A 26,185-nucleotide genomic window follows, 5' to 3' on the forward strand; every position below is an offset into this window, starting at 1 on the left:
CGCTCCGCTTAGCTCTATCAACGATACAAATGCTGTCCCAGCATATCCGGCGTCACCAGCACGATACCTTCCTTGGTGACGTGGAAACGTTTCGCATCCTCTTCCAGATTTTCCCCGATCACCGTGCCATCGGGGATATCGCAGGCCTTATCGATCACCGCACGCGTGATGCGGCAATTCTTGCCGATGGAGACCTTGGGCAGGATCACGCAGTCCTTCACCAGACTGAAATTCTCGATTCTGCAACCGAAAAAGACCACCGAACGTTTCACCCGCGCGCCGGAAATAATGCAGCCTGCCGAGATCAGCGAATCGATCGCTTCACCGCGCCGCCCTTCGTCGTCGAAGATGAATTTGGCGGGCGCCGATTGCGGCTGGTAGGTCCATATCGGCCAGTCGCGGTTATACAGATTCAGTTCAGGGTCGATTTCGCACAGCTCCATATTGGATTTCCAGTACGAATACACCGTGCCGACATCGCGCCAGTAACCCGGCTCACCGTCTTCGTTGCGGAACGGATACGCCATCGCACAGGAATTATGGATATTGGCGGGAATGATGTCCTTGCCGAAATCATGCGAAGAGCCGTTGCGCTCGGAATCCGCGATCAGTATCTTGAACAGGTACTCGGTGGAAAATATATAAATACCCATCGAAGCCAGCGCCGTGTCCGGTTTGCCCGGCATCGCCTCGGGATCTGCCGGCTTTTCCGTGAATTTGGTGATCTGCATATCCTCGTTGACCGACATCACCCCGAATTCGGTGGCTTCCTCCCGCGGCACCTCGATGCAGCCCACAGTAAAATCCGCGCCCAGTTCGACGTGGCGCAACAGCATCGCGGAATAGTCCATGGTGTAGATGTGGTCGCCGCCCAGCACGATGACATATTTGGGATCATGCCGGCGCACGATGTCCAGATTCTGATACAAGGCATCGGCGGTACCCTGATACCATTCCTTCTTGTGCGTGCGCTGCTGCGCCGGGAGTATCTCCACGAATTCGCCGATCTCGGCGCGCATGAAACTCCACGCACGTTGCAAATGACGAATGAGCGAGTGGGATTTGTACTGAGTCAGTACGCCAATCCGGCGCAAGCCGGAGTTGACGCAATTGGATAAGGCGAAATCGATGATGCGGTATTTGCCGCCAAAAGGCACAGCCGGCTTGGCGCGCCACGCAGTCAGGTTCTTAAGCCGGGAACCCTCCCCGCCCGCCAGAACCAGTACCAGTGTTCTGCGCGTCAATTCCGTCACCATCTTCGGCTCGGTGTAATAGCGGTATAATTTTTCCTGCTCCAGTTTTGTCATTGTCATCCTGCATCTCCTTATTATCGGGTACCAAGCTGTTTTAACTAATCGCTATTTTTATTGCTCCCTGCACTCCCGCACGGGGATTTGTTATCAGATGAATCGGCGTCTGCAATACCAGATCCGCCATACGCCCTTTATCTGCCGCTATACACATGAATCGCTCGGCTTTGAGCCATGCATGCAAATGTATCGCCATGCCACCCGCGATATACAACCCGCCGCGCGGCTGGTATAGCAATGCCAGATTTCCTATCCAGGCCGCATAGATATCCGCAAACATCTGTACTGCGGCCATCGCCACCGTCTCGTTTCTTAACGCGGCAGCGTGTATCCAGGCCGCATCCGGCGCCGACTGTGCCGACTGCCCGGTAAACAGCAGATGATTGAACTGGTACAAAGCCGTCAGACCCATGCCGGAAAGCAGGCGTTCCCATGATACATGCGAAATCTGCTGCACCTCCAGCGTAGCCGCCATCCAGTTCAGCAATTCACGCTGTTGCGCATTGGTCGGTGCGAAATCGACATGCCCGCCCTCGGTGGCGAAAGTCTGATATTCGCCGTGGCTGTCGGCCTGCATCCAGGCCAGGCCCAGCCCGGTTCCTGCACCGGTGACCACCCGCGTTGCACCCAGGCGCGTCAAACCGGAATTCAGCACCTCATAATCCGTTTTTTGCAGCGTCGCCACCCCGGCCGCGGCAGCCTGAAAATCATTGATAAAGCGCACATCGGCGATCCCCAGTTCCGCACCCAGCATATCAGCGTCCACTACCCAGTCCAGATTGGTGAGCGCCACCCGTCGCAGTTCGACCGGGCCCGGCAAAGCCAGACACAGGATATCCGGTGGCAGCACATGCCCGGCATCGGCCATGAACGTGCGCAACAATTCGCCGGCACTATCAAACGCGGCGCTTTCATAACGCTGTTCAAACAACAGTCGCGGTGGCTGATGCGCTATATAGGCAAGCCAGACCAGCCAGCTTTTGGTCCCGCCGATATCCCCGGCGATGACATGAGTCAGCTTTGTTTTAAAAATATTATGTGGATCATTCCATCGGACTAGAGACATCATGCACCCATGGTTAACTTGCCTTGCGCCAACGATGATAATAATTAATCAGTCCGTTAGTCGATGCATCGTGCGTTGTCACCGCATCGTGCACACTCAACTCCGGCAAAATCTGTTTCGCCAATTGTTTGCCCAATTCTACGCCCCATTGATCGAAAGAATTCAAGTTCCAGATAATGCCTTGCACAAAAATCTTGTGCTCGTATGCCGCCAGCAGCATTCCCAGCGCATGCGGCGTTAAGCGCTTGAGCAGCAAGGCATTGCTCGGATGGTTGCCGGCAAACACCTTTTGCGGCAAATACGATTGCTCGCCGGCGCCGCTCTGCGTTTCCGCCAGCGTGCGGCCGCGCATCAGCGCTTCGGTCTGCGCAAGGAAGTTCGCCACCAGGATGTCATGATGGGACTGCAGGCTGCTGTGCGACTGCATCGACACGATGAAATCCGCCGGAATCAGTTTCGTCCCCTGATGGATCAGCTGGTAGAACGCATGCTGGCCGTTTATGCCACTGGCACCCCATACGATGGAGCCGGTCGCATAATCGACCATCTGCCCGTTACGGTCGACCGATTTGCCGTTGCTTTCCATATCGGCCTGTTCCAGATACATCGGCAGACTGCGCAAATAATGATCGTAAGGCAGGATGACCTGTGACTCCGCACCGAAGAAATTGTTGTACCAGATGCCCAGCAACGCCATGATGACCGGCATATTCTGCGCAAACGGCGCATGCCGGAAATGCTCATCCATGTCATGCGCCCCCTGCAATAGCGCCATGAAATGTTCGTGACCTATGGCCAGCACGATGGACAAACCGATTGCCGACCACAGCGAATAGCGGCCGCCCACCCAGTCCCAGAATTCGAACATCTGCGCGACATCGATGCCGAATGCAGCCACTGCTTCGCGATTGGTCGAGACGGCGACAAAATGACGTGCGATATGGCACGCTGATTGTGCATGCTGCAAGAACCACTCCCGCGCATAAAAGGCGTTGGTCATGGTTTCCTGTGTAGTAAAAGTCTTGGACGAAATAATGAAAAGCGTGGTTTCGGGATCCAGTGTTTCGAGTATTTCTTCGGCATGGGTGCCATCGACATTGGAAATGAAATGCACCTTCAGTTCGGGGTGACGATATGGTTTCAGTGCCTGATAAACCATCTGCGGCCCGAGGTCGGAACCGCCGATACCGATATTGACCACATCGGTGATGCGTTTGCCGCTGTAGCCCCGCCACGCGCCCTCCCGCACCTGTCCGGCGAATACAGCCATTTTGTCGATTACCGCGCGCACGCCGGGCATGACATCCACGCCATCGACCCACACCGGATGTTCGCTGAGATTGCGCAAGGCGACATGCAAAACTGCCCTGTTCTCGGTATTGTTGATTTTCTCGCCGTTGAACATCTTGTCGCGCCAGCCGGCAATATCAGCTTCTTCGGCCAGTTTCACCAGCAAACGCATGGTTTCGGCAGTAATGCGGTTTTTGGAATAGTCCAGCAGCAGATCGCCCAGTTGCAGTGAAAAGCGTTCGAATCGTTGCGGATCCTGCGCAAACATATCGCGCATATGCTGGTGGCGCACTGTTTCGTAATGCTGCCGTAACTGCTGGCAAATCGGTCGGTGCAAAGGCACATTAGACGGCGGCGTTTCAGTATATGAAGGCATGACTGGAATAGTAGACATTCTATTTCCTCATTAACTTAAGCATATAAACTACCAAGCAATACACAGGCCAAATTCATCGTCCTTGAAATATATTACAAACAACACCATTTCAATATTGCGGTTTCCGGCACGTCATGATATAAATAAGAATCTTTCTCATTTAACAAAAAATGAACACTTCACTTGACCATCTCCATCCCAACCAAAGCGGTACGATCATCGCCATAGAAGCGGGAGCGGAACTGACGCGGCGCATGTCGGCCCTGGGTTTACGGCTGGGACGGCGGGTCGAAGTGCTACGCATCGCACCCTGGCAAGGGCCGTTACAAATCCGCGTGGGTCATACCGAACTCATGATCCGCCGTACTGATGCAGCCAAAATCAATATTCAGCTAAGCGCCTAAATCCTATGAAACGCATCGCCCTGCTAGGAATGCCCAATACCGGCAAATCGACTTTTTTCAATCGCCTGACCGGCGCCGGGGCACGGGTAGGCAATTGGCCCGGTATCACGGTCGATCTGCTTTCAGCCAAAGTGCTGCTGGCCGGCAGCATGGTCGAAATAGTCGATTTGCCTGGCATTTATAACCTGCATGGTTTTTCGGACGACGAACAGGTAGTGCGGCACTTTCTTGAATCCCAGGCGGTCAACGGTCTGGTTGTCATTCTTAACGCTACCCAGCTGGATCGCCAGCTTGCATTATTATTACAGCTTAAATCGCTCAAAGTTCCATTGACACTAGTGCTCAACATGGCTGACGAAGCCAAGCAAATGGGCATCAAAATCGATCTGGAACGTCTCGCCGCAGATCTCGGCGTCGCGGTCACCATGATCAGCGCGAAATACGGCCAGGGCTTTGGCAGCATACGCGGTGCCATCGAAACCGTACTGCACGATCAGCCTAAGGCCATGCACGCCAACAGCGACGCCTTCCATCAGGATGACAACATCGAGGCCGAACTGGATCGCATCATCAGCGATACGGTCACCACCCCCATCACGCTGCCGCCTGATCTGAGCCGCCGGCTGGATAAGGTGCTGCTGCACCCCTGGCTGGGCCTGCCATTATTCTTCATTACTGTATTCCTGCTGTTTCAGCTCGTCTATGGGATAGGCACCCCATTGCAGGATGGCGCCGGCTGGTTGCTGGACCAATTCAAGACCGGCATACTCGAACCCGCACTCAGTCATGCGCCAGCCGCTCTCAAAAGCTTTATCGTCGAAGGACTGTTCGACGGAGTCGGTACGGTATTGACCTTTCTGCCTATCATCGTTGTGTTCTTCATGTTCATGGCGATCATTGAGGACAGCGGCTACCTGGCGCGCGCCGCTTATCTGATGGATGCGGTGATGGCTAAACTGGGCCTGGACGGGCGTTCTTTCGTCATGCAGCTGATGGGTTTCGGCTGTAACGTGCCCGCCCTGATGGGTACGCGTGTGATGCGTTCGCGTGCGCTGCGCCTGCTGACGATGATGGTGATACCGTTCTCACTGTGTTCCGCCAGATTGCAGGTATTCCTGTTCTTCACCACCGCCATTTTCGCGCCACGCGCCGCCGCTGTAGTGATGTTCTCACTGTATCTGATGAGTTTTCTGATGGCGTTCCTGACCGCGCTGGTATGGCGCGGCAAATATCGCAGCCATGAACCGCTGCTGCTGGAACTGCCGCCGTACCGCTTCCCCACCTTCAAACAGCTGCTGGCGCAAGGCTGGCAGCAGTCGGGGCATTTCATCCGTGGCGCCTCCGGCTTCATTATCGCCGGCGTCATCATCGTCTGGGCGCTGACGCATTATCCGTTCAACGTGCCGCCAGCCAGTCCCACTACGCTGGCCGGTCAGCTGGCGAGCTGGATGGAGCCGATCTTCGCGCCGCTGGGCATCGATCGCCTGCTGTCGGTCGCACTGCTGTTCGGCTTCATTGCCAAGGAAATCGTCATCGGCGCGCTCGCCGTGATTTACGGCGCGGGACAAAACAATCTGGCCGGCATCATCGCCGGACAACTGGACTGGGTACAAGCCTACAGCTTCATGCTGTTTACCCTGATCTACACGCCATGCCTGTCAACCGTCGCGGTGCTCAAGCAGGAATCGAAGAGCAACTGGTTCACCGTAATCGCGGTAGCGTGGCCACTGGGCCTGGCATGGGTGGTGAGCTTCGCGTTCTATCAGGGTGCGCGGGCGCTGGGGCTGTAACGGGCAGGCGCGTTACAGCACGCCACGCTCCATCTCTTGCAGATAGATAAATTCCGGAGCTTTTACGCCTGCCTTGCGCCTGATCTCTATCAGCTCGGGCGACTCAAGGAAACGCCGGGCCTGCTCCAGCGATGACCACACTGAGAAATGAACGATGCGATTCTCATCGTCATCATAACGCAGCAACTGGTAGCTGATTTCACCGGCATTTTTTCTCATGACGGCAGCCTGATCAAAAACAGCCTTCCATGCTGGATATGCCTCGACCTCATGAATAATCAAAACATGCTGCATGCGACTCCTTAGCGCCACTCCTTCGGCAAATAATAATCACCGTAGCTGTCCTCATCCATCGGCACTTCGATCACGCCTTTTGATAAGGTCTGCTGCGGCACGCCGCCGGTAATCGACGGGAAAGCGATCACCAACACCACCATCGCCAGCTGGATCAGCACGAACGGAATCGCGCCACGATAGATATCGGTGGTCTTGATATCCTTGGGTGCGACGCTTCGCAGATAGAACAGCGCAAATCCGAACGGCGGATGCATGAACGAGGTTTGCATGTTAATGCCGATGAGCACGCCGAACCACACCAGATCGATGCCCAGCTTCTGTGCAACCGGCGCCAGCAGCGGGATGATGATGAAGGCGATCTCGAAAAAATCGAGGAAGAATGCCAGCACGAACACCAGCAAATTCACCACGATCAAAAAGCCCAGCGCGCCGCCAGGCAGACCGGTCAGCAGGTGCTCCACCCACAGGTCACCGTTGACGCCGCGAAACACCAGACTGAATACCGTGGAGCCGATGAGGATGAACAGCACGAAACTGGATAACCGCGTGGTGGTATCCATGGCCTGTTTCAACATATCCAGCGGCAAACGGCGCTTGATCCAGGCCAGCACCAATGCACCCGTCGCACCCATCGCACCACCTTCAGTCGGTGTCGCCCAACCCAGGAATATCGTGCCCAGCACCAGGAAGATCAGCAACAATGGCGGCATGATCGACAGCATCGCACTGCGCCATAACGCCCAGCCGCGCAAAGTGCGGGCGGTGAGCGGCAAAGCCGGCGCCGCGACAGGTTTTATCAGTGTAACCATGAACACAAACAGCACGTAGAAACCGGTCAGCACCAGACTCGGCACCAGAGCGCCCTTGTAGAGATCGCCCACCGACACCCCCAGCTGGTCGGCCAGCACGATCAGCACCAGACTGGGCGGGATGATCTGCGCCAACGTACCGGAAGCCGCGATCACGCCGGTCGCCAGTCGCGTATCGTAACCGTAACGCACCATGATCGGCAGCGAAATCAGCCCCATGGCAATCACTGAAGCGGCTACCACGCCAGTGGTGGCCGCCAGCAAGGCGCCGACGAAAATCACTGCATAAGCCAGCCCGCCGCGGATCGCACCGAACAGCTGGCCGACGCTATCCAGCAGCTCCTCTGCCATGCCGCTGCGTTCCAGTATCAGTCCCATGAAAGTAAAGAACGGGATCGCCAGCAGGGTCTGATTGGCCATGATGCCGAGCACGCGCTCGGGCAGCGCCTGCATCAGGCTCATATCAAAAAAGCCGAGCTTCATGCCTATCGCGGCAAACAGCAGCCCGTTCGCCGCCAGCGAGAATGCCACCGGGTATCCCATCAGCAGCACGATCACCAGGCCCGCAAACATCGCGGGCGCCATCCACTCCATGCTCATGCCGTATGCTCCCTGGCCGCCTTGTACCCGGACAGCACGGCAATATTCCTGATCAATTCAGCCACGCCCTGCAGCGCCAACAGACTGAAACCGGCTGGAATGAGCAGTTTCACCGGCCAGCGCAGCAATCCCCCTGCATCCGGCGACATCTCGCCGCTCTGCCAGGCGCTGACAAACATCGGCCAGCCGAACCAGATAATCAGCAGCGAGAACGGCAATAGAAACAGCACGGTGCCGACGATCTCCAGCCATGCCTGCGCCCTTGGCGACAGGCGGCCATGGATGAAATCGATACGCACATGGCCGTTGTGTTTTAGTGTATAACCTGCACCCAGCAGGAATAGCGCACCGAACAGATACCACTGAATTTCCAGTCCGGCATTCGAGCTTTCGCCAAGGCCGTAGCGCACCAGCGCATTGCCCGCCGAAATCAGCGTTGCCAGCAGTACCAGCCACTTGATACTGCGCCCCACCCACTCATTCAGCGCGTCTATGGCGTGCGCAATCCGTAACCATCCTTGCATCGTCGATCAGTCCCCGGCTACGGTCATCTGTGCGACCAGAATCGAGCCGGTCTGCTTGGAACCGCGGGTTTCCGTGTCGGTACCGATTGCAACAATGTCCTTGAACATTTGTTTGAGATTGCCGGCGATGGTGATTTCCTCCACCGGATATTGAATCACCCCGTTTTCCACCCAGAACCCGGCGGCACCGCGAGAATAATCGCCTGTCACCATATTGGTGCCGTGGCCGAGCAACTCGGTTACCAGCAGGCCTGTCCCCATTTTTCGCAGCAGTCCGGCAAAGTCTTCACCGGTATTGCTCACCAGCAGATTGTGATTGCCTCCGGCATTGCCGGTGGTCTGCATGCCCAGTTTCCGGGCGCTGTAGCTGCCCAGGAAATAACCCTGCAACACGCCGTCCCTGATCACTTCGCGATCGACGGTCGCCACGCCTTCATTGTCAAACGGGCTGCTGGCGAGGCCGCGCAACAAATGCGGCCGTTCGCCGATCTGCAGCCATGCCGGGAATATGCTCTGCCCCAGGCTGTCCAGCAGGAACGACGATTTGCGATACAGGCTGCTGCCGCTGATCGCCGACACAAAACTCGACAGCAATCCTGCCGCGACCGGCGCTTCGAACAGCACCGGCACCTGACAGGTTTTTACCTTGCGCCCGTCCAGACGCCGCACCGTACGCTCGCCGGCACGCCGGCCGACTTCCTCCGCAGACAGCAAATCCGCTGCCCGCCGTGCCGAGGTATACCAGTAATCGCGCTGCATGCCTTGTTCCGACTCGGCGATCACCGCGCAGCTCACGCCGTGACGCGAGGTCGGGTATCCTGCCGAAAAACCCAGGCTGTTGCCATACACGAACAAGGAATTCTGCGTGTTGACGCTGGCTCCCTCCGAATTACTGATGCGCGGGTCCGCAGCCAGGGCGGCAGCTTCGCATACGCCCGCCATGGCGATGGCTTCGTCTATCGATTGCGTCCACGGGTGGAACAGATCCAGCTCCGGGAACACCGTCGCCAGCCGGTCGGCGTCGGGCAAGCCGGCGAAGGCATCCTCCGCGGTATAGCGCGCGATCGTCAGCGCTTTGTCTACCGTATCCAGCAGTGCCTGCCGGCTGAAATCCGAAGTGGAAGCATTGCCGCGGCGCTGACCGATATACACCGTCACGCCGATACCCTTGTCGCGGTTATATTCTATGGTCTCGACTTCACCTTTACGCACCGTCACCGACTGCCCCATACCCTCCGATGCTTCAGCCGCACAGGCTGTTGCACCTTGCTGCTTGGCGTAGTCCAGCATGTCCTGCACCAGGGATTGCAATTCGTTTTTAGTATGGCTAAATTGATCAGACACGAAAACTCCAGACTAAGAAAGACTAAAAACGTTATCATAGCAACATTTAGGCGATATCTGAGTACCATGGAAGAAATTGAAGACGAAATCCCCGTCATCAGCAAAAGCGAGATCAAGCGTCAGATGACCGCTTTGCAAAAGCTCGGGGAAGAACTGATCGCGCTGCCCAAGGGCAAGCTCGACAAACTCGATTTGCCGGAAAACCTGCGCGATGCGATTGATGCCGCGAAGCGTATTACGGCGCACGGCGGACTGAGCCGGCAAAAGCAGTATATCGGACGCCTGATGCGCATCATCGATGCCCGGCCTATCGCCGAACAACTGGAGAAATGGCGCAACCATCATAGCGAAGAAAATGCCGTATTCCACCAGATGGAACACTGGCGCACGCGGCTGATCGAAGACGACACCGCCATCACCCTGTTCATTGCCGATCATCCCGGCGTCGACGTGCAGCAATTGCGTACGCTGGTACGTAACGCACGCAGGGAAGCCAGCCAGCAGCAGCCTCCGAAGAGCAGCCGCGCCTTGTTCAAGCTGATCCGCAGCATTTTTGAGCAGGATCATCCGGAACTCGCTGCGCCTGCCGAAGACGGCGCGGATACTGAAGACGCGTAAGGAACCATGCAAATTCGGGGGTTTCGGTTTATAATATGCAGCTAATATACGCCCCCGATGAGGACGAATAGATGCAGAGAACCATGTTGAAGTCGAAGCTGCACCGAGTGCGCGTCACGCAGTCCGAGCTGCATTACGAAGGTTCCTGTGCCATTGACGACACGCTGCTGGAAGCAGCCGATATTCGCGAATATCAGCAAATCGACATTTACAACGTCACCAATGGCGAGCGCTTCACCACCTACGCGATTCGTGCCGAACGCGATTCCGGCACCATTTCCGTCAATGGCGCGGCGGCGCACAAAGCCAGCCCCGGCGATATTCTGATCATCGCCACTTACGCCACATACAACGAAATCGAACTGGAAAGATTCGCACCGCAGCTGGTTTATGTGGATGAGGACAACCGCATCAAGAGCAGCCGCAACCATATTCCGGTGCAGGCGGCCCAGGCTTAACCAGCCTTCAACAATTGCTCGAATGCTGCCGGCGGCAGCGGCCGGGAATAAAAATAACCCTGAGCATAATCGCAGCCGCATTGCGTTAGCAAATCCCGCTGCTCCAAAGTTTCCACACCCTCGGCAATCACTTTCAGGCCCAGCTTGTGCGCCATCACCACAATCGCTTCGGACAAAGCCAGATCGCTGGGGTCGGTAGTGATATCGCGCACAAAGGTCTGGTCGATTTTCAGATAATCGATATCGAATTTTTTCAGATAGGACAGTGCGGAATACCCCGTACCGAAATCATCCATTGACACTTTGATTCCAGCATCTCTGAATGCCAGCAATTTATCCGAAATCGCGGAAGTCACATCGAGCAGCAAACTTTCCGTGATTTCCACCACCATATTTTTGCCGGGCAAGCCTATTGCCTGCAAATGCGCGAGCCAGCTGTCCATTTTGACGGTGTCGTCTTTAAACTGGATCGGCGACATATTCACGCTCACCTGGATGCTTTCTCCTGCGCGATCCGATTTCCAGCGCCGGGCCCAGTGCGCCGCTTCCTTGAATACCCAGTCGCCAATCGCCACAATCAGGCCGGTTTCCTCGGCCAGCGGAATAAACTCCGCCGGGTTTACCATGCCGCGCACAGGATGCTGCCAGCGGATCAGCGCTTCTGCCTTGGTGATTTTTCCCGTTGCCAGATTCACGATGGGCTGGAAATAGAGCTGAAACTGATTTTCGGCCAGCGCACCGCGCAAATCGCTTAACAAACTCAGACGGTTTCGCGCTTTTTCGCGCAGCTCGGAAGTATAAAAACTCAGCCGATTGCGCCCGGCATTTTTCGCAACATACATTGCCTGTTCTGCGCCCTTTAGCAAGTCTTCGGCATTCATCGCATCGGATGGATAAAAAGCGATGCCGATACTCGCCGAAATATAAATCGCGCTCTGATTTTCGATCAGCGTAAACGCCGTCACCAGTTTGGCGATAATCCGTTCCGCTATTCCGGCCACATATGCGCTATCCGGCGGCGCGAGCAAGATCACGGTAAACTCATCACCCCCCAGACGCCCCACCACATCTGTTTCATTCACACAGGATTTGATGCGCTGCGCAACCTCGACCAGCAGCTGATCGCCAATCTGATGCCCCAGCGTATCATTCACCTCCTTGAACTGATCCAGATCGATATACAGTACTGCCAGCGTCTGCTCATGATGACGAGCGTTACCGATTTCCTGCACCATGCACTGATGCAGCATATAGCGGTTGGGCAGTTCGGTAAGCATATCGTAATTCGCTTGCTTCCAGATCAGCTCTTCCGAGCGCACTTTGTCGGTGATGTCATAAAAAGTGGCCACAAAACAATAGGGGGCGTCATCTTCATCCAGCACGAGATTTATCGTCAGCCATTCCGGATATATTTCGCCATTCTTGCGTTTGCTCCATATTCTGCCCTGCCAATGCTGATACGCTTTTAACGAGCGCCATATCGATTTGTAGAATGCTTGAGTATGGCGGCCGGAGCTCAGTATTCTGGGGTTTTTGCCCATCACTTCATCTGCCGTATATCCGGTGATATGGGTATAAGCCTGATTGACGGAAATAATGCGATTGGAGGCATCGGTGACCATCATCGCCTGACTGCTGTACTGATATACCATCGAGGCAAGCTTTAATTCCTCTTCGAGTGTCTGCCGCTTCTTTTCCCGATCGAAGTTATCCAGCGCAAAAGAAATATCGCTGCACATTTCCTCAATCAGCTGAATGACCTCATGATCAAAAGCGCCTTGTTGTGAATGATGCACACTCAGTACGGCAAACGTCCTGCCGGCTCGCAGAATCGGAAAAGCTGCCGCAGAACGCCAGCCGACTTGCGCTGCGCGTTCCCTCCATGGCACGGTCATTTCATCAGCTTGAAAATCATTGATAACAACGATACGCCGCTCCCGGAATGTCGTGCCTACGGGTCCGCGGCCGGCAATCTCATTTTCGTTCGTTGAAATCATGATCTCATCGAGATATTCCTTGCCACATCCGTAACTCACAACCGGCCTGATCAAACTCGCGGTTTCATTCGCCTGACCTACCCAAGCCAGCGCGATGCCGCCAAATTCCACAGCCACCTTGCAAACCAGCGACAATAATTCAGTCTCGTCGCGCATGCGTACAATAGCCTGATTGACTTCGCTCAACGCCTTGTAAAAATTGGTAAGCCGGGCAATCTGCGCTTCATGCTTCTTTCTGAGCGTAATGTCATGAGCGATTGCCAGCAAAACCTGTTTGTCGTCCATTTCAACCAGACGCAGAAATAATGCGACCGGCAACGCCGTTTCGTCTTTACGCAGAAACGACATTTCAAAATCGACCGCCGATTGCTCCCCCATCGGCAAGGACGCCAGAAGCTGCTGACAATACTGGTCGGAAAACGCCGGATTCAGCTGGTTCGCCGACATGCCCAGCATCTCGCTTTGCGTATATCCGAGGCTTGCCATCAAACTATGATTAACAAACGTAAAACGCAGCGACTCCGGCTCCATCATGAATACCAATGATGGCGTCTTATCCAGAATGATTTGAGCTTGAACCAGCTTTGTCTTTAATGCGCTAATTTGTGATTGCATACCCTGCCTGAACTGAGATTCAGTAACGAATATTTGTTATTAAAAGCGGCACCAATACATCCCGATAACAAACGTTATCCGCAAATGCTTGTTTAATACAGACTTACTCTCCCCTTACAAAAAGTAACCTTACCAGATTTATGGTTTTTCACAAATGAAAATTGCATTAACGAATCTCCTGTTCATTTTAAACATTCAGACCGGGCACATGTTTTAATAAGCAAGCGTTTCTGCCGAAGCGTGCCAGGAGGTTCGATTCCGAGCAGTTTCGATTCATGGCTTTGTCGTGCTGATTAGCCAGTTATCGGTCCGATATGATATAACTTGACTCTCGCTAATAACCTGGCAGCGGATTATGCATCCTCGCAGCTGCGGTAACAGGCAAAATTATTTTTTCTTTTTTAAATTCGACGACACAGCCATGTTCGAACAGCGTTTGATACTATTACTCTCCCGCTTTAACAAGCTGCTGCATATCGCACTCGCCATTGCATTGGTGATTGCAAGCTTGATGATCGTGTGGCAATTCAGCGTGGAAGTGATTAGCGCTATCGTCCACGGCCATTTCGTCCGCGGTTTTTTGCAATCACTGGGTACATTATTTCTGGTATGGACTCTGTCCAGCCTTATTTCCGCGGAAATAAGCTATTTGCAGAACGGCATTTTTCAGGTCAGAGTCTTCATTGAGGTGGTGATCATCACCCTGCTGCGCCAGATTATCGTTGAACCGGTACAAATCGTCAGCGCCCAGCAAAACATGGTGGAAAGCTTTGATCTGTAGTAGTCGCGATCTGATCTGACAGTTCCCCGGTTTGACAGATGCAGCTGTCAGTTCAGATTCAGTTGTTCAATGTGGTGATTTTATCGTGCCATGCCTCCTTTCCGTCAATAAGTGTTTGCGTCGGAGTGCGGCCGCAGCACATCTTGCCCTGATGGGTGCGGTCATTGTTGTAATAAACCAGCCATTCATCCAGATCCGTTTGCAGCTCCGCGATTGACCGGTAAATCTTGCGCCGGAACGCGACCTGATAGAACTCCTGCAGGATGGTCTTGTGGAAGCGTTCACAGATGCCGTTGGTCTGCGGATGATTGGCTTTGGTCCTGGTATGCTCGATGTCATTCAAGGCCAGATAGAGCTGATAGTCATGGGATTCCGGTTTGCCGCAATATTCGGTGCCGCGATCCGTCAGGATGCGTATCATCCCCATGTTCTGCTCGGCGAAGAATGGCAGCACCCGGTCATTAAGCAGATCGGCTGCGGTGATCGGCATTTTGGTCGTGTAGAGTTTGGCCGCTGCCCACTTCGAATAGGTGTCAACGAAGGTCTGCTGGTAAATCCGGCCGACGCCTTTGAGGGTGCCCACATAGAACGTATCCTGGCTGCCGAGATAGCCTGGGTGAGCCGTTTCAATCTCGCCATGCGCCACATCGTCGTCCTGTTTCTTTTCCAGGGCGCCTACTTGCGCTTCGGTCAGCACCTCGCCCGTTTCAGCAACATGCCGTTCCAGTGCAGTCAGGCGCTTCTTGAACGATTCGAGATCACGCCGCAGCCAAACAGAGCGTACACCAGAGGGAGAAACAAAGATGCCGCGTTTGCGCAGCTCATTGGATACGCGCACCTGACCAAATGCCGGTTGTTCCAGGGCGAAGGCGGCAACCGCTAATTCTGTGGCCTCTTCAACCCGGTTCTTGTGGTTCGGCTTTCTGCGATTAGCATCGATCAGGGCGTCGACACCACCGTTTTCCATAGCCGACTGATAACGGTAGAAGGTATCGCGGGAAAAGCCCATCACCTTGCAGGCGCGGGACACATTACCGAGTTCAGCAGCCAGATTCAGCAGGCCAACCTTGTGTTTGATAACGTTTTGGTGAAAACTGTTCATGGGGTTACTCCTTGGCGCTTGCGCGCTTTGTTTGATAAAGATTCGCACCTATATCAAACCGGGTAACCTCACCTTTGGCAAGGCCATACTGTCAGATCAAGTCGGAACTACTACATTTGATCCCATGCACTACGGATTGATTCTCGCCGCACTGCTGGTCGCCGGCATCCTGCACTGGCTGGTAGGAAGCGTTTCCATTTCCGTCAGCAACACGCCCGCCATCCAGGATGGCCGTATAACGACTGAAAAATCGCCATGATTATCAATGCAGATCATCAATTGGCAGTACGAATCGACCCCGCCACGTTGCCGTGGCTACCGTCGCCATTGCCCGGCGTCGAGCGTCGCTTGCTTGAACGCGACGGCGCTGAGCAGGCGCGCGCCACATCCATCGTACGCTACCAGCCCGGCGCCGGATTTGCTGCACATAGCCATCCGCTAGGTGAGGATATTTTCGTGCTGGACGGCATATTTCAGGACGAATACGGCGTTTATCCTGCCGGCACCTACATCAAAAATCCGCCCGGTTCCCAACACACGCCATTCAGCGTTACAGGCTGTACCCTGTTTGTGAAATTGCGTTACACGCAGCCGGATGATACGCAACGCATCATCGTCCATACCCATCAAGCGACCTGGCTGCCGGGGCTGGTTGATGGCTTGAGCGTTTTACCGTTGAGCGAATTCAAAGGCGAGCACACGGCATTGGTACGCTGGCAACCCGGTACCCGCTTTCAGCCGCATCGGCATTATGGCGGTGAAGAGATTCTGGTGCTGGACGGCATGTTTCAGGATGAACACGGCGATTACGGCCAAGGCGTCTGGCTGCGCAGCCCGCACCTCAGTGCACACCAACCTTATAGCGAATCGGGATGCACCATATTCGTCAAGGTGGGTCATCTGGATATCGGCTGATGCACATCTGGGTGGATGCCGACGCTTGTCCCGGCGTCATCAAGGATATTCTTTTCCGTGCGGCGGAACGCATGCAGATACCGATGACGCTAGTCGCCAATAAACTGTTGCGTACGCCGCCATCGGCTTATATCCGGACTCTGCAAGTACCGCACGGTTTTGATGTGGCTGACGACGAGATCGTATTACGCGTGCAAGCCGACGATCTGGTCATCACCGCAGATATTCCGCTGGCAGCCAGTGTCGTCGAGAAAGGCGGCCATGCGCTGAATCCGCGAGGAGAATTCTATACGCCGGAGAACATCCAGGCAGCATTGACCCTGCGTAACTTCATGACGGAATTACGCGGCAGCGGAATCGAGACAGGCGGCCCGACGGCATTTTCGCAGAGTGACCGCCAGGCATTTGCCAATCAACTGGATCGGTTCCTGAATCGGATGACAAAGGACCGCTAGAGGAATGATTACAGATCTTGACGAGACAAAAAAAACGGCTATTTCCATACGGAAATAGCCGTTTTTAATTTTTAATGCTGAATTAGACCGCTTCGAGTTTGCGCATGAAGGATGGCAGCAACTTGAAATCAACCAGACTGCTCACCAAAGCCTTCATGAAGCTGGCATCCGCTTCATAAACCAGTTTGTAATACTGCAGGCGCATGGTCATCGCACTGCCGAAAATGATGCTGATCAACGCCAGGAATGAACCGAGTGCCAAAGTCGACATGCCGGTAATTCCTTGACCGATGGTACAACCCATCGCCAATACACCGCCAAAACCCATCAGAACTGCACCAAAGACATGATTGCGGAAATCGGCAAAGGACGCGAACCATTCAATGCGGAAATTTCTGCTCAACAGCGACCATAACAACGATCCGGCGATAACCCCGGCCAATGCCATAACGCCGAAGGTCAGCAGGCTGATGTCAAATTTGCCGGCCACATAACCCAGAGTCTGCCCCATCGGATTGATAAAGGTAAACGACTGCGGACTCAGCGGACGGCTGTCGGCAGGCTTGATCTCGTTTGAGCCGGCAACGAAATCCCATTCCTGCACATAACCTTGCAGCGTGTAATTGGTGCCGTCGACTTTAACCTGGATCACGCTGCTGATATACCAGGCACCCAATACGACCAGTCCGACAACCAGACCACCGATGATGTTGTCCTTATTGCTGCGGAAATCGGCTGATTTGAACACAAACACCGAGATCGCCAATGCTATCAGCACACCCAGCACCAGGCGTGCCTGTTTCAGATTGGCGTCGCTGACCAGGAATGAAGCCAGATCCTGATGGCTGCCGGTATTCACCGCCAATGGACGTATCCAGCCGTTGAACAGCACCGTAAACAAGGTCTTGTCGCTGCCCGGGAACGGATTGACCATAAAATAGGCGATCACGGCGATGATCAGCAGCACAACGATGGACTTGATGTTACCGCCGCCGATACGAATCAGGGTCTTGTTACCGCAACCGGATGCGAAGGTCATGCCGATACCGAACAATACACCGCCCAGAATATTCTCTGCCCAGATCAGCTGAGCACCGCGATACGGAGGGAAAGAGGCATCGAGATTCGCGAGCCCGAAATACTCCAGAACGGATACGCCCAGCATCGCTACCGCGATAGCCAGCAACCATGCGCGCATGCGGCCCAGATCGCCCATGTTGACCCAATCGGATATGGCGCCCATGGTACAAAAATTGGTCTTGTTGGCAACCAGACCCAGCACTACGGCCAAGCCAAACGTCGCCCACAGCAGCACTGACTGTGCTTGAGCAAAGCTATCGAACAACATAGGAAACTCCCCCTGAATTAATTTAAAACTGAATAGCGAGACTATAAAACTTTTTGGATTATGATTTAACGGCTGATAATAACAATGAGCTATTTATACTAAGCGATAACGGGTCGGGTCAGGAATCCCGGCCTGCTCAAACCCCTGTTGCCGTAACCGGCAGGAATCACATACACCGCATGCGCGGCCTTCGGCATCGGCCTGATAGCAGGACACGGTCGCCGCGTAATCGACGCCCAGCGTTGTTCCCAAGCGGATGATTTCGGCTTTCGACAACTGCATGAGTGGTGCATGAATATGCAAATCCTGGCCTTCCACACCGGCCCTGGTTGCAAGATTCGCCATGCGTTCAAAGGCAGCGATATACTCGGGGCGGCAATCCGGATAACCGGAATAATCTACCGCATTGACGCCGATAAAAATTGCCCGGCTGTTGAGCACTTCTGCCCATGCCAATGCGATCGACAACATGATCGTATTGCGCGCCGGGACATAAGTCGATGGAATGCCTGTAGTCGGGGTTTCAGGCACGGCAATATTGCTATCGGTCAGTGCCGAGCCGCCAAACATCGCCAGATCCATTCTAAATGTGCGGTGCTCGGCGGCACCCTGGCTGGCTGCCATGCAGGCAGCGGCAGCCAATTCGGCATGGTGCCGCTGACCATAATCAAAACTCAGCGCATGACAAATATAACCATCGCGCTGTGCAATCGCTAATACCGTCGCCGAATCCAGTCCTCCAGAGAGGAGGACGATGGCGTGTTTGGGTTCATTCATTACCGGCCTGCCGCGTCATTCCATAAAATCTTGTGCAATTGTAACTGCATTCGCACCGGCAGGCGATCGCGCAATATCCAGTCGGCCAGTTCGCTGGCCGCGCCGCCATGCACTGGCGAGAACAGTACCGGACATTGCTCGGCGAGCGCGTGTTCCGCCAGTGTCTGGCGTGCCCACTGATAATCGGCTTCATCGGTAATCACAAATTTAAGCTCATCATGCGCAGTCAAATACGCCAGATTTTCCCAACGGTTTTTACTGACCTCCCCGGAACCGGGAGTTTTGATATCGACGATCCGCGACACGCGCGGATCCACTGCGCCGATGTCCAGTGCCCCGCTCGTTTCCAGCGAAACATCATAACCTGCATCGCACAAGGCGCTAAGCAGCGTCAAAGCATGTTTCTGCGCCAGCGGTTCGCCGCCGGTCACGGTGACATAGCGGGGATGATAAGCCGCCACCCGTTCCAGGATGGTGGACAGCGTCAGCGACTCGCCGCCGTGAAAAGCGTAAGCGGTATCACAATAACCGCAGCGCAACGGACAGCCGGTAAGGCGCACAAACACCGTAGGCAGGCCTACGCGGCTGGTTTCACCCTGTACGGAATAAAAAATCTCGGTAATACGCAGAGTCGCCGCATCCATTACTTCAGCAACTCAAGACGTTTCTTGGCCAGTGCTGCGGCAGGTGTCGCGGCATATTTCGCCACCAATGTTTCCAGGGTCTTGCGAGCTCCCGCCATATCGCCCAGCTCTATTTGCGCGCTGGACATATTTAACATGGCATCCGGTATCTTGGGACTGTTCGGATAGGCACTGATCAACTTTTTCTGGGTGGACAGTGCATTTTTAAAATCTTTGGTCGAAAAATACGCATTACCTATCCAGTATTGCGCACTCGCCGCCATGCTGCTGTTCGGGTATGTCTTGCCGAACTGTTTGAAGCCGGCAATCGCTCCGGCATAATCGCCGCGCTTGAACAAGGTGAGCGCCGCTTGATAGCTTTGTTCTTCATTGGCATTACCGGACTTTGTTGCCGGTGTTGCGGCATCCGCTGTCCCCGCCGTGTCGGAAGGTGCAGCTGACGCCGCAGCATCGTTACGCGTCATGTTGCGCAGACGCGTATCAAGGTCCTGATATAAGTCTGTCTGGCGTTTCTGGGTAGTTTCGATATCGTGGGTTTGCACATCCAGCTGCCCGCGCAGGTGGCCAACTTCGGCCTTGAGCGCATCGATCTGCGACTGCAAAGTCAGCAAAGACGATGCTTGCGGCTTTGCTTCAAGCGCATCCAGACGCTGATTCACGGTACTCAGCTGCTGCTGAATATCCGCCAGACGGCGTGCGGTATCGTCATCCATCGCCGCAGCAGCAGATGCCGTACCCAACCATATCAATCCCAATAGCAGATTCGAAACAGACTTAATCCTCATGCATTATTCACCTTGATAAACGATATCGGTGCGACGGTTTTGCGACCAGGCAGCTTCATCTTCACCGGTTGCTTTAGGCTTTTCTTCGCCAAAACTGACGGCTTCCATTTGTGACTCAGGCACATTCAGCAGGTTCAAAGCCTTACGCACGCTATCGGCACGACGCTGACCCAATGCCAGGTTATATTCACGGCTGCCGCGGTCGTCCGTATTACCTTGCAAGGTCACTTTAGCATCTTTATGGCTGGTCAGATAAGCTGCATGTGCTTCTATCATAGGACGGAAATCATCCTTGACATTGTATTTGTCGAAATCGAAGTACACGCTACGCTGTGACAGGATGTTGGATGGATCTTTTAACGGGTTTGCCTGGCTAGCCAGACGAGCCCGCTCCAAAGCAGCAGCTTCAGCGGCAGCCTTGTCGGCAGCGGCTTTCTCAGCAGCGGCTTTTGCAGCAGCATCTTGCGCCGATGTATCAACCACCGGTGCCGGTTTGGTTCCTACCGACGAACATCCTGCCAGCATCCCTACAATAACAAGACCCAATACTGTTTTTTTCATTTATTACACTCCTTAAAAAGAAAAGTACTACAAATATAGCCCATCAGGGCCATCACCGTCCCCAAGCCGGTTCACGCATATCACCCGCACGATCCGACAAACGCACTTGCGTTTTGCCATCAGAGGAAACTGCTGCCAATACGCCACGACCATTGATTTCGGTAGCGTATACGATCATTTTGCCATTTGCGGCAAAACTCGGCGATTCATCAAGATTGGTATCCGTCAGCACCTGGACCTGACCCGACGCGATATCCATCACCGCGATACGGAAACGGCCTTCACTGCGCTGCACAAAGGCAAAGCGTTTGCCGTCCGGACTCCAGTTCGGCGACACATTATAATTGCCGTCGAAGGTCATTCTTTTGGCATTGCCGCCGCTCACCGGGATCTGATAGATCTGCGGGCTGCCGCCTCGATCGGAAGTAAACAGCAATGACCGCCCATCCGGACTCCAGGCCGGTTCGGTATCGATCCCGCCGCCGAAGGTCAGACGTTTCAGCCCTGAACCATCGGCATTCATGATGTAGAGCTGCGAACCGTCGTCACGGGTCAGCACCAATGCGATTTTGCTGCCATCAGGCGACCAGGCCGGTGCACTGTTGCTCCCCTTGAAATTTGCCAGCACCCGTCGTGCGCCGGTAAGCATGTTCTGCACATAGATCACCGGTTTTTTGTTTTCGAACGACACATAGGCCAGCTTGCTGCCATCAGGCGACCAGGCCGGGGAAATCAGCGGTTCGGCCGATTTCAGCACCGTTTGCACACCTTGGCCATCGGCATCCGCGACTTGCAGTTCATAACGCTTGCCCTGCTTGATGACGTAAGCAATATGAGTAGAAAATATGCCGGGTACGCCGATCAGCTTTTCATACACCACGTCGGCGATTTTATGCGCGACCACGCGTAACTGATTAGGGGTAGTGGTATAACTGTAGCCTGCCAGCTGGGTTTGCTTTACAGCATCCATCAGCCGGAAATTCACCTGGATCTGACCGTTTGCCAGCGTCGTCACCTGGCCGAGCACCACGGCTTCAGCACCGCGCTTGCGGGCTATGCTGAAACGCGGATCGGACGGATCGGTTAATGGCGGGTTGAGGTCGGTCACATCTACCAGGCTCAATTCGCCGGTACGCGCCAGATCCGCCGCGACCACATCGGTAATTACTCGATAAGTCTGGCCGGCACCATTAAACGGTGCAATGGCCACAGGCAGCTTGCTCGCCGCACCGCCGATGATCTCTATGGTCATTGCTGCATGCGCCCATACCGGCAGCAACAGCAGCATGATCAAGCCCTGCATATATCGCTTCAATACATTTTTCATCTGGTTAACCTTTGTTAGTTTTCGTTTGGCGAAAATTTCAAATCCAGATCTCTGAATTCGTTCACTAATGCCGAATCAGGCGGCATCGGTAGCGGCGAAGCCTTTAAAATCGCACGTTCAACCGCGTTATCATATGCCGGCTGCCCGCTCGGGCGCAGCAGCTTCACATGCACCACATCACCTGTCGGCAATACCGAGACTTCAAATCGTGCTTGCGGGTTCCCTTGCAGATCCTCCGGATAACGGATCTGACTGCGGATCTTCGCCTTGATCTTTTCCTGATACTCTGCCCGCATCGACGACTGCTCGGCCGCCTTTTTACTTGCCAGCGCGGCTTGACGGCTGCTGGTCAACGCGTGGGCGGATTCCGTCTTAAGCTCACTTTGCATCTGATTCGCAATCAGCTGGCGCAACGCCGCCTGCTTTTTCTGCTGCTCAATTTTTTGCTGCTCGGCTTTCTGCTGAACAGCTTTCTGTTCTGCCTGTTTTTGCTCGGCCAGTTTCTGTTGCGCTTTTTGCTGCTCGAGTTTCTGTTGCTCTAATTTCTGCTGTTCCAGCTTTTGCTGGGCCAAAAGCGCTTCCTCGCGTGCCTGTTGCTCCGCCAGCTTGCGTTTCTTCTCAGCCAGCGCAATATCCGGCTTGGGGACCGTCGGCTCGGGTTTGCTGACAATTTCGACGGGCGGCTTCGGTATCACCACAGGCTGCACGTGCGTGACGGGTGGCGGTTGCCACAATTCCACCATTACCGGCTCGGGGGCGTGCGTTTTCCAGTTTACGCTGTATACCAGCAATGCAATAAACACCAGGTGCACCAATATTGCCAACACAGCGGCTGGTATGCGCCCTCGCGTGGCTGCGGTATTACGCATTTATTTTGCCCCGGGTGCGGCGAGCAAACCTACACGTTTAACATTGTTTTGCTGCATCAGGCTCATCACTTTCATCACGGCATCATAACGCACGCTTTTATCAGCGGCGATAACGACAGGCTGGTCGGGCTGATCCGCCTGCTTTTGCCGCACCAGCGACAATAGCTCATCCTGACTTACGGTTTGCTCGTCACCGCCGTGCGCCTGATCACGCACGCGCAATTGACCGTCGGCGCGTATCGTCACTTGCAAAGGCTGCAATGCGACCGTTTGCGTTTTAGCCACGCTGGGCAGATCCACCTGCCCCGGATTAATCATCGGCGCAGTCACCATGAAGATGACCAGCAGCACCAGCATCACGTCGATATACGGCACGACGTTGATTTGATTCATTTGTTTGCGAGGACGACGGGCGTTCATTTCTTATGCGCTTGTCGTTGCAGGATGTTGGAAAACTCTTCCATGAAGCTCTCGAAGCGGTTCGCCAGGCGATCGATATCGTAGGTATAGCGGTTATAGGCGATTACCGCCGGAATGGCAGCGAACAGGCCCATCGCCGTCGCAATCAACGCTTCTGCAATACCTGGCGCCACATGCGCCAGCGTGGCCTGCGCAACGTTAGCCAGGCCGCGGAACGCGTTCATGATGCCCCACACGGTGCCGAACAAACCGACATACGGACTGACCGAACCCACGGTTGCCAGAAACGACAAATGCGACTCGAGCTCATCCATCTCGCGCTGATAAGATGCCCGCATCGCGCGCCGGGCGCTTTCGATCATCATCGTCGCATCGGTTCCCGGCTGGCTCTTCAGTTTCATGAACTCGCGGAAACCGGCTTCAAAAATGCGTTCCAGTTCGCCGCACTGGTCATGGTCGCGCGATATGCGCTGATACATCTGGTTCAAGTCGGCACCGTTCCAGAATTCCTGCTCGAACGCTTGCGCCATTCGGGCCGCACGCTTCACAGCGAACATCTTCAGAAAGATATACCACCATGACATGAATGAAGCGAAGAGCAGCAACCCCATTATCAACTTGACTGTCAAACTCGCGCTGGCAAGCAAGGCCAGCATCGACAAATCCTGATTTACACCTATATCCACTGTATTTATTCCAAAAGTTGCAAAATATGTTCGGGTATTCTAACCGGCTTAAATGTCAGCGCATTGACACACACCACCTCGATTTCACTTGTCGCCAGCACGCCATTGCACTGCAGGGTTTGCGCAAAACGGATACGCGCCTCGCCCAACCGTTTAATCCGCGTCAGCACCGTCAGCAAATCGTTGAATCGCGCCGGCTTGAGATAGTCGACGGTCACGTGCCGCACCACGAACACGACGCCCGTTTCCTCGCGCAATACGGTTTGTTCCACCCCTAATGCCCGTAGCCATTCGGTGCGCGCCCGTTCCATGAATTCAGATAGTTGGCGTAATAAACCACACCCGCCGCATCGGTGTCCTCATAATAGACCCGCACCTGCCAGATAAATTCCAATTCAGGCATCGCGTTCATCCCACAAGTCCACCTTGCCCGGCGCATTCAGCCCGAAATGCCGGTATGACATCAGCGTCGCCATACGGCCGCGGGGGGTGCGCTGCAAATAACCTTGCTGAATCAAATACGGTTCCAGCACATCCTCGATGGTATCGCGCGATTCGCCGATTGCAGCAGCCAGATTATCCAGCCCGACCGGGCCGCCATCAAATTTTTCCAGCACCGCACTTAGCAGCTTCCTGTCCATCACATCCAGTCCGGCATGATCGATATCCAGCATCTGCAACGCTTCATCGGCAACTGTCCGTGTTACCCGGCCATCGGCGCGCACTTCTGCATAGTCGCGCACCCGGCGCAATAACCGGTTGGCAATCCGCGGCGTGCCGCGCGAACGCCGCGCGATTTCAAAGGCGCCTTCGTCCGCGATGCTCATTTCCAGCAATTGCGCGGAACGCGTCACGATACGGGTGAGCTCTTCCGCCGTGTAAAATTCCAGCCGCGCCACGATCCCGAAACGATCGCGCAACGGGTTAGTCAGCATACCTGCCCGAGTAGTTGCACCCACCAGTGTAAAAGGCGGCAAATCCAGCTTGACAGAGCGGGCTGCGGGGCCTTCGCCTATCATGATATCAAGCTGAAAATCCTCAAGCGCAGGGTAGAGTATTTCCTCTACCACCGGGCTCAGCCGATGAATCTCATCGATAAACAGTACGTCATTTGGTTCAAGATTGGTCAGCAAAGCCGCCAGATCACCCGCACGTTCCAGTACCGGCCCGGAAGTCTGACGCAGATTAACCCCCATTTCGCGCGCTACGATATGCGCCAGCGTGGTTTTACCCAGGCCGGGCGGGCCGAATAACAACACATGATCCAGCGATTCACTCCGCTTGCGCGCCGCTTCAATGAAAATCGACAGCTGCCCGCGCGCTTTTTCCTGCCCCACGTATTCGGATAACTGCTTGGGGCGCAATGCGCGCTCTATCTGTTCTTCAACTACACTACTGGCAGCAGGTGCTATCAAACGATCGGTCTCTATCATTTGGACAACCATTTCAAAGCCAGGCGGATGCCATCTTCCACACTTTCGCTGACGGCAATCTGACGCACCGCATTGCCTGCCTCACGTTCGTTATAACCCAATGCCAGCAAGGCGTTAAGCACATCGGCATTGACGTTTCCGGACGCGTTGCCGGCGTTTCCTGCGCCGGCAGGCGGCGCATCGGCGATCTTGCCTTTCAGTTCCAGCAGCAGGCGCTCTGCAGTTTTCTTGCCTATTCCCGGTATTCTGGTCAATAGCCCCACATCCTGCATCACTACAGCCTGTGCCAGCTCCGCTGCGCTCAGGCCGGACAATACTGCCAACGCCATTTTGGCCCCGACACCGCTAATTTTAATCAGCTGACGGAAACTCGCTCGCTCGGCCTCGCTGCCAAAACCGTAAAGCAGTTGCGCGTCCTCGCGCACCACCAGATGGGTATGCAGTGCGATACGTTCGCCCAATGCGGGAAGATGGTAAAACGTGCTCATCGGCACATCGATCTCATAGCCCACCCCCGCCGCTTCGACGACCACCTGTGGCGGATGTTTCTCAATCAGCAATCCCGTTATCCTGCCTATCATTGC

30 protein-coding genes are annotated in these 26,185 nt (G+C 54.7%); 8 read left to right on the top strand and 22 right to left on the bottom strand.

The genetic code is table 11. The annotated features are described in order from the left end of the window. Positions 1-17: 17 nt before the first annotated feature. The 3 genes from glgC to pgi are packed head-to-tail and all read right to left on the bottom strand — an operon-like array spanning position 18 to position 4,060. Positions 18-1,313, bottom strand: coding sequence for a glucose-1-phosphate adenylyltransferase (gene glgC / locus CAP31_RS10310; RefSeq protein ID WP_087447449.1), 1,296 nt, complete (start codon positions 1,311-1,313; stop codon positions 18-20). A 34-nt stretch (positions 1,314-1,347) separates the two neighbouring features. Then, positions 1,348-2,379 carry a glucokinase gene (locus tag CAP31_RS10315; protein ID WP_223247251.1) on the bottom strand — a complete coding sequence of 344 codons (1,032 nt, stop codon included), beginning with the start codon at positions 2,377-2,379 and terminating at the stop codon, positions 1,348-1,350. A 10-nt stretch (positions 2,380-2,389) separates the two neighbouring features. After that, entirely contained in the window at positions 2,390-4,060 is a 1,671-nt protein-coding gene (pgi, locus tag CAP31_RS10320; RefSeq protein ID WP_369802399.1) for a glucose-6-phosphate isomerase, read from the bottom strand. A gap of 152 nt (positions 4,061-4,212) precedes the next feature. On the opposite strand from pgi, the gene CAP31_RS10325 reads away from it, so the two are divergent. Further along, positions 4,213-4,446, top strand: a complete 234-nt coding sequence (locus CAP31_RS10325) for a FeoA family protein (protein ID WP_087447451.1) — start codon at positions 4,213-4,215, stop codon at positions 4,444-4,446. A 5-nt stretch (positions 4,447-4,451) separates the two neighbouring features. Further along, positions 4,452-6,236: a ferrous iron transport protein B gene (feoB, locus tag CAP31_RS10330; protein WP_087447452.1), complete on the top strand. Its 1,785-nt coding sequence runs from the start codon at positions 4,452-4,454 to the stop codon at positions 6,234-6,236. A gap of 12 nt (positions 6,237-6,248) precedes the next feature. On the opposite strand, the gene CAP31_RS10335 is transcribed toward feoB, so the two are convergent. The 4 genes from CAP31_RS10335 to pmbA are packed head-to-tail and all read right to left on the bottom strand — an operon-like array spanning position 6,249 to position 9,810. Further along, on the bottom strand, positions 6,249-6,530 hold the full coding sequence (locus CAP31_RS10335) for an antibiotic biosynthesis monooxygenase (RefSeq protein ID WP_087447453.1): 282 nt from the start codon (positions 6,528-6,530) through the stop codon (positions 6,249-6,251). A gap of 8 nt (positions 6,531-6,538) precedes the next feature. Further along, positions 6,539-7,942 (bottom strand): TRAP transporter large permease subunit, encoded by a 1,404-nt coding sequence (locus tag CAP31_RS10340; RefSeq protein ID WP_223247252.1) that lies wholly within the window; start codon positions 7,940-7,942, stop codon positions 6,539-6,541. Further along, the gene (locus tag CAP31_RS10345) at positions 7,939-8,466 is read right to left on the bottom strand and encodes a TRAP transporter small permease subunit (protein WP_087447454.1); all 528 of its coding nucleotides are present in this window, start codon (positions 8,464-8,466) and stop codon (positions 7,939-7,941) included. The genes CAP31_RS10340 and CAP31_RS10345 overlap by 4 nt, the downstream gene beginning before the upstream one ends. A gap of 6 nt (positions 8,467-8,472) precedes the next feature. Next, positions 8,473-9,810, bottom strand: coding sequence for a metalloprotease PmbA (gene pmbA, locus CAP31_RS10350; RefSeq protein ID WP_087447455.1), 1,338 nt, complete (start codon positions 9,808-9,810; stop codon positions 8,473-8,475). 66 nt (positions 9,811-9,876) lie between these two features. Here pmbA and yjgA point away from each other — a divergent pair, with 66 nt between their 5' ends. Together yjgA and panD are read left to right on the top strand one after the other, a co-directional pair. Next, positions 9,877-10,428: a ribosome biogenesis factor YjgA gene (gene yjgA, locus CAP31_RS10355; RefSeq protein ID WP_087447456.1), complete on the top strand. Its 552-nt coding sequence runs from the start codon at positions 9,877-9,879 to the stop codon at positions 10,426-10,428. 71 nt (positions 10,429-10,499) lie between these two features. After that, positions 10,500-10,886, top strand: a complete 387-nt coding sequence (gene panD / locus CAP31_RS10360) for an aspartate 1-decarboxylase (RefSeq protein WP_087447457.1) — start codon at positions 10,500-10,502, stop codon at positions 10,884-10,886. Here panD and CAP31_RS10365 read toward each other — a convergent pair. After that, positions 10,883-13,498 (bottom strand): EAL domain-containing protein, encoded by a 2,616-nt coding sequence (locus CAP31_RS10365; protein ID WP_087447458.1) that lies wholly within the window; start codon positions 13,496-13,498, stop codon positions 10,883-10,885. The two genes, panD and CAP31_RS10365, sit on opposite strands and share 4 nt — an antisense overlap. A gap of 421 nt (positions 13,499-13,919) precedes the next feature. On the opposite strand from CAP31_RS10365, the gene CAP31_RS10370 reads away from it, so the two are divergent. Continuing rightward, entirely contained in the window at positions 13,920-14,279 is a 360-nt protein-coding gene (locus CAP31_RS10370; protein WP_087448356.1) for a phosphate-starvation-inducible PsiE family protein, read from the top strand. Between the two features lie 58 nt (positions 14,280-14,337). On the opposite strand, the gene CAP31_RS10375 is transcribed toward CAP31_RS10370, so the two are convergent. Further along, positions 14,338-15,381, bottom strand: coding sequence for an IS481 family transposase (locus tag CAP31_RS10375; protein ID WP_087446117.1), 1,044 nt, complete (start codon positions 15,379-15,381; stop codon positions 14,338-14,340). A 31-nt stretch (positions 15,382-15,412) separates the two neighbouring features. Here CAP31_RS10375 and CAP31_RS14910 point away from each other — a divergent pair, with 31 nt between their 5' ends. From CAP31_RS14910 to CAP31_RS10390, 3 genes are read left to right on the top strand one after another with little or no spacing between them, the layout of a single operon-like run. Continuing rightward, the gene (locus CAP31_RS14910; RefSeq protein ID WP_189836611.1) at positions 15,413-15,640 is read left to right on the top strand and encodes a hypothetical protein; all 228 of its coding nucleotides are present in this window, start codon (positions 15,413-15,415) and stop codon (positions 15,638-15,640) included. Next, positions 15,637-16,296 (top strand): cupin domain-containing protein, encoded by a 660-nt coding sequence (locus CAP31_RS10385; RefSeq protein ID WP_087447460.1) that lies wholly within the window; start codon positions 15,637-15,639, stop codon positions 16,294-16,296. Before CAP31_RS14910 ends, CAP31_RS10385 begins: the two co-directional genes overlap by 4 nt. Continuing rightward, the gene (locus CAP31_RS10390; RefSeq protein ID WP_087447461.1) at positions 16,296-16,751 is read left to right on the top strand and encodes a YaiI/YqxD family protein; all 456 of its coding nucleotides are present in this window, start codon (positions 16,296-16,298) and stop codon (positions 16,749-16,751) included. The genes CAP31_RS10385 and CAP31_RS10390 overlap by 1 nt, the downstream gene beginning before the upstream one ends. Before the next feature lie 82 nt (positions 16,752-16,833). Here CAP31_RS10390 and CAP31_RS10395 read toward each other — a convergent pair whose 3' ends face one another. The 13 genes from CAP31_RS10395 to ruvA form a co-directional block, all read right to left on the bottom strand. Beyond that, positions 16,834-18,099, bottom strand: coding sequence for a YeeE/YedE family protein (locus CAP31_RS10395; protein ID WP_087447462.1), 1,266 nt, complete (start codon positions 18,097-18,099; stop codon positions 16,834-16,836). A gap of 93 nt (positions 18,100-18,192) precedes the next feature. Then, the gene (gene queC / locus CAP31_RS10400) at positions 18,193-18,876 is read right to left on the bottom strand and encodes a 7-cyano-7-deazaguanine synthase QueC (protein ID WP_087447463.1); all 684 of its coding nucleotides are present in this window, start codon (positions 18,874-18,876) and stop codon (positions 18,193-18,195) included. Then, positions 18,876-19,520 (bottom strand): 7-carboxy-7-deazaguanine synthase QueE, encoded by a 645-nt coding sequence (gene queE, locus CAP31_RS10405; protein WP_087447464.1) that lies wholly within the window; start codon positions 19,518-19,520, stop codon positions 18,876-18,878. The genes queC and queE overlap by 1 nt, the downstream gene beginning before the upstream one ends. Then, positions 19,520-20,305: a tol-pal system protein YbgF gene (ybgF, locus tag CAP31_RS10410; RefSeq protein WP_087447465.1), complete on the bottom strand. Its 786-nt coding sequence runs from the start codon at positions 20,303-20,305 to the stop codon at positions 19,520-19,522. Before ybgF ends, queE begins: the two co-directional genes overlap by 1 nt. Positions 20,306-20,308: 3 nt before the next feature. Then, the gene (pal, locus tag CAP31_RS10415; protein WP_087447466.1) at positions 20,309-20,866 is read right to left on the bottom strand and encodes a peptidoglycan-associated lipoprotein Pal; all 558 of its coding nucleotides are present in this window, start codon (positions 20,864-20,866) and stop codon (positions 20,309-20,311) included. A gap of 52 nt (positions 20,867-20,918) precedes the next feature. Further along, positions 20,919-22,193: a Tol-Pal system beta propeller repeat protein TolB gene (gene tolB / locus CAP31_RS10420; RefSeq protein ID WP_087447467.1), complete on the bottom strand. Its 1,275-nt coding sequence runs from the start codon at positions 22,191-22,193 to the stop codon at positions 20,919-20,921. Between the two features lie 14 nt (positions 22,194-22,207). Next, positions 22,208-23,062, bottom strand: a complete 855-nt coding sequence (gene tolA / locus CAP31_RS10425; RefSeq protein ID WP_087447468.1) for a cell envelope integrity protein TolA — start codon at positions 23,060-23,062, stop codon at positions 22,208-22,210. After that, positions 23,063-23,455: a protein TolR gene (gene tolR, locus CAP31_RS10430; RefSeq protein ID WP_255377105.1), complete on the bottom strand. Its 393-nt coding sequence runs from the start codon at positions 23,453-23,455 to the stop codon at positions 23,063-23,065. Between the two features lie 23 nt (positions 23,456-23,478). Then, positions 23,479-24,162, bottom strand: coding sequence for a protein TolQ (tolQ, locus tag CAP31_RS10435; protein ID WP_087448357.1), 684 nt, complete (start codon positions 24,160-24,162; stop codon positions 23,479-23,481). 11 nt (positions 24,163-24,173) lie between these two features. Continuing rightward, positions 24,174-24,479 (bottom strand): YbgC/FadM family acyl-CoA thioesterase, encoded by a 306-nt coding sequence (locus CAP31_RS10440; protein WP_369802400.1) that lies wholly within the window; start codon positions 24,477-24,479, stop codon positions 24,174-24,176. After that, the gene (locus CAP31_RS15320; protein ID WP_369802401.1) at positions 24,443-24,571 is read right to left on the bottom strand and encodes a hypothetical protein; all 129 of its coding nucleotides are present in this window, start codon (positions 24,569-24,571) and stop codon (positions 24,443-24,445) included. The genes CAP31_RS10440 and CAP31_RS15320 overlap by 37 nt, the downstream gene beginning before the upstream one ends. Next, complete coding sequence (gene ruvB / locus CAP31_RS10445; RefSeq protein ID WP_087447470.1) at positions 24,564-25,601, bottom strand: Holliday junction branch migration DNA helicase RuvB; 1,038 nt, start codon at positions 25,599-25,601, stop codon at positions 24,564-24,566. Before ruvB ends, CAP31_RS15320 begins: the two co-directional genes overlap by 8 nt. Further along, positions 25,598-26,182: a Holliday junction branch migration protein RuvA gene (gene ruvA, locus CAP31_RS10450; RefSeq protein WP_087447471.1), complete on the bottom strand. Its 585-nt coding sequence runs from the start codon at positions 26,180-26,182 to the stop codon at positions 25,598-25,600. Before ruvA ends, ruvB begins: the two co-directional genes overlap by 4 nt. Positions 26,183-26,185: the final 3 nt, after the last annotated feature.

Source organism: Sulfuriferula sp. AH1, assembly GCF_002162035.1.
GTDB lineage: Bacteria > Pseudomonadota > Gammaproteobacteria > Burkholderiales > Sulfuriferulaceae > Sulfuriferula.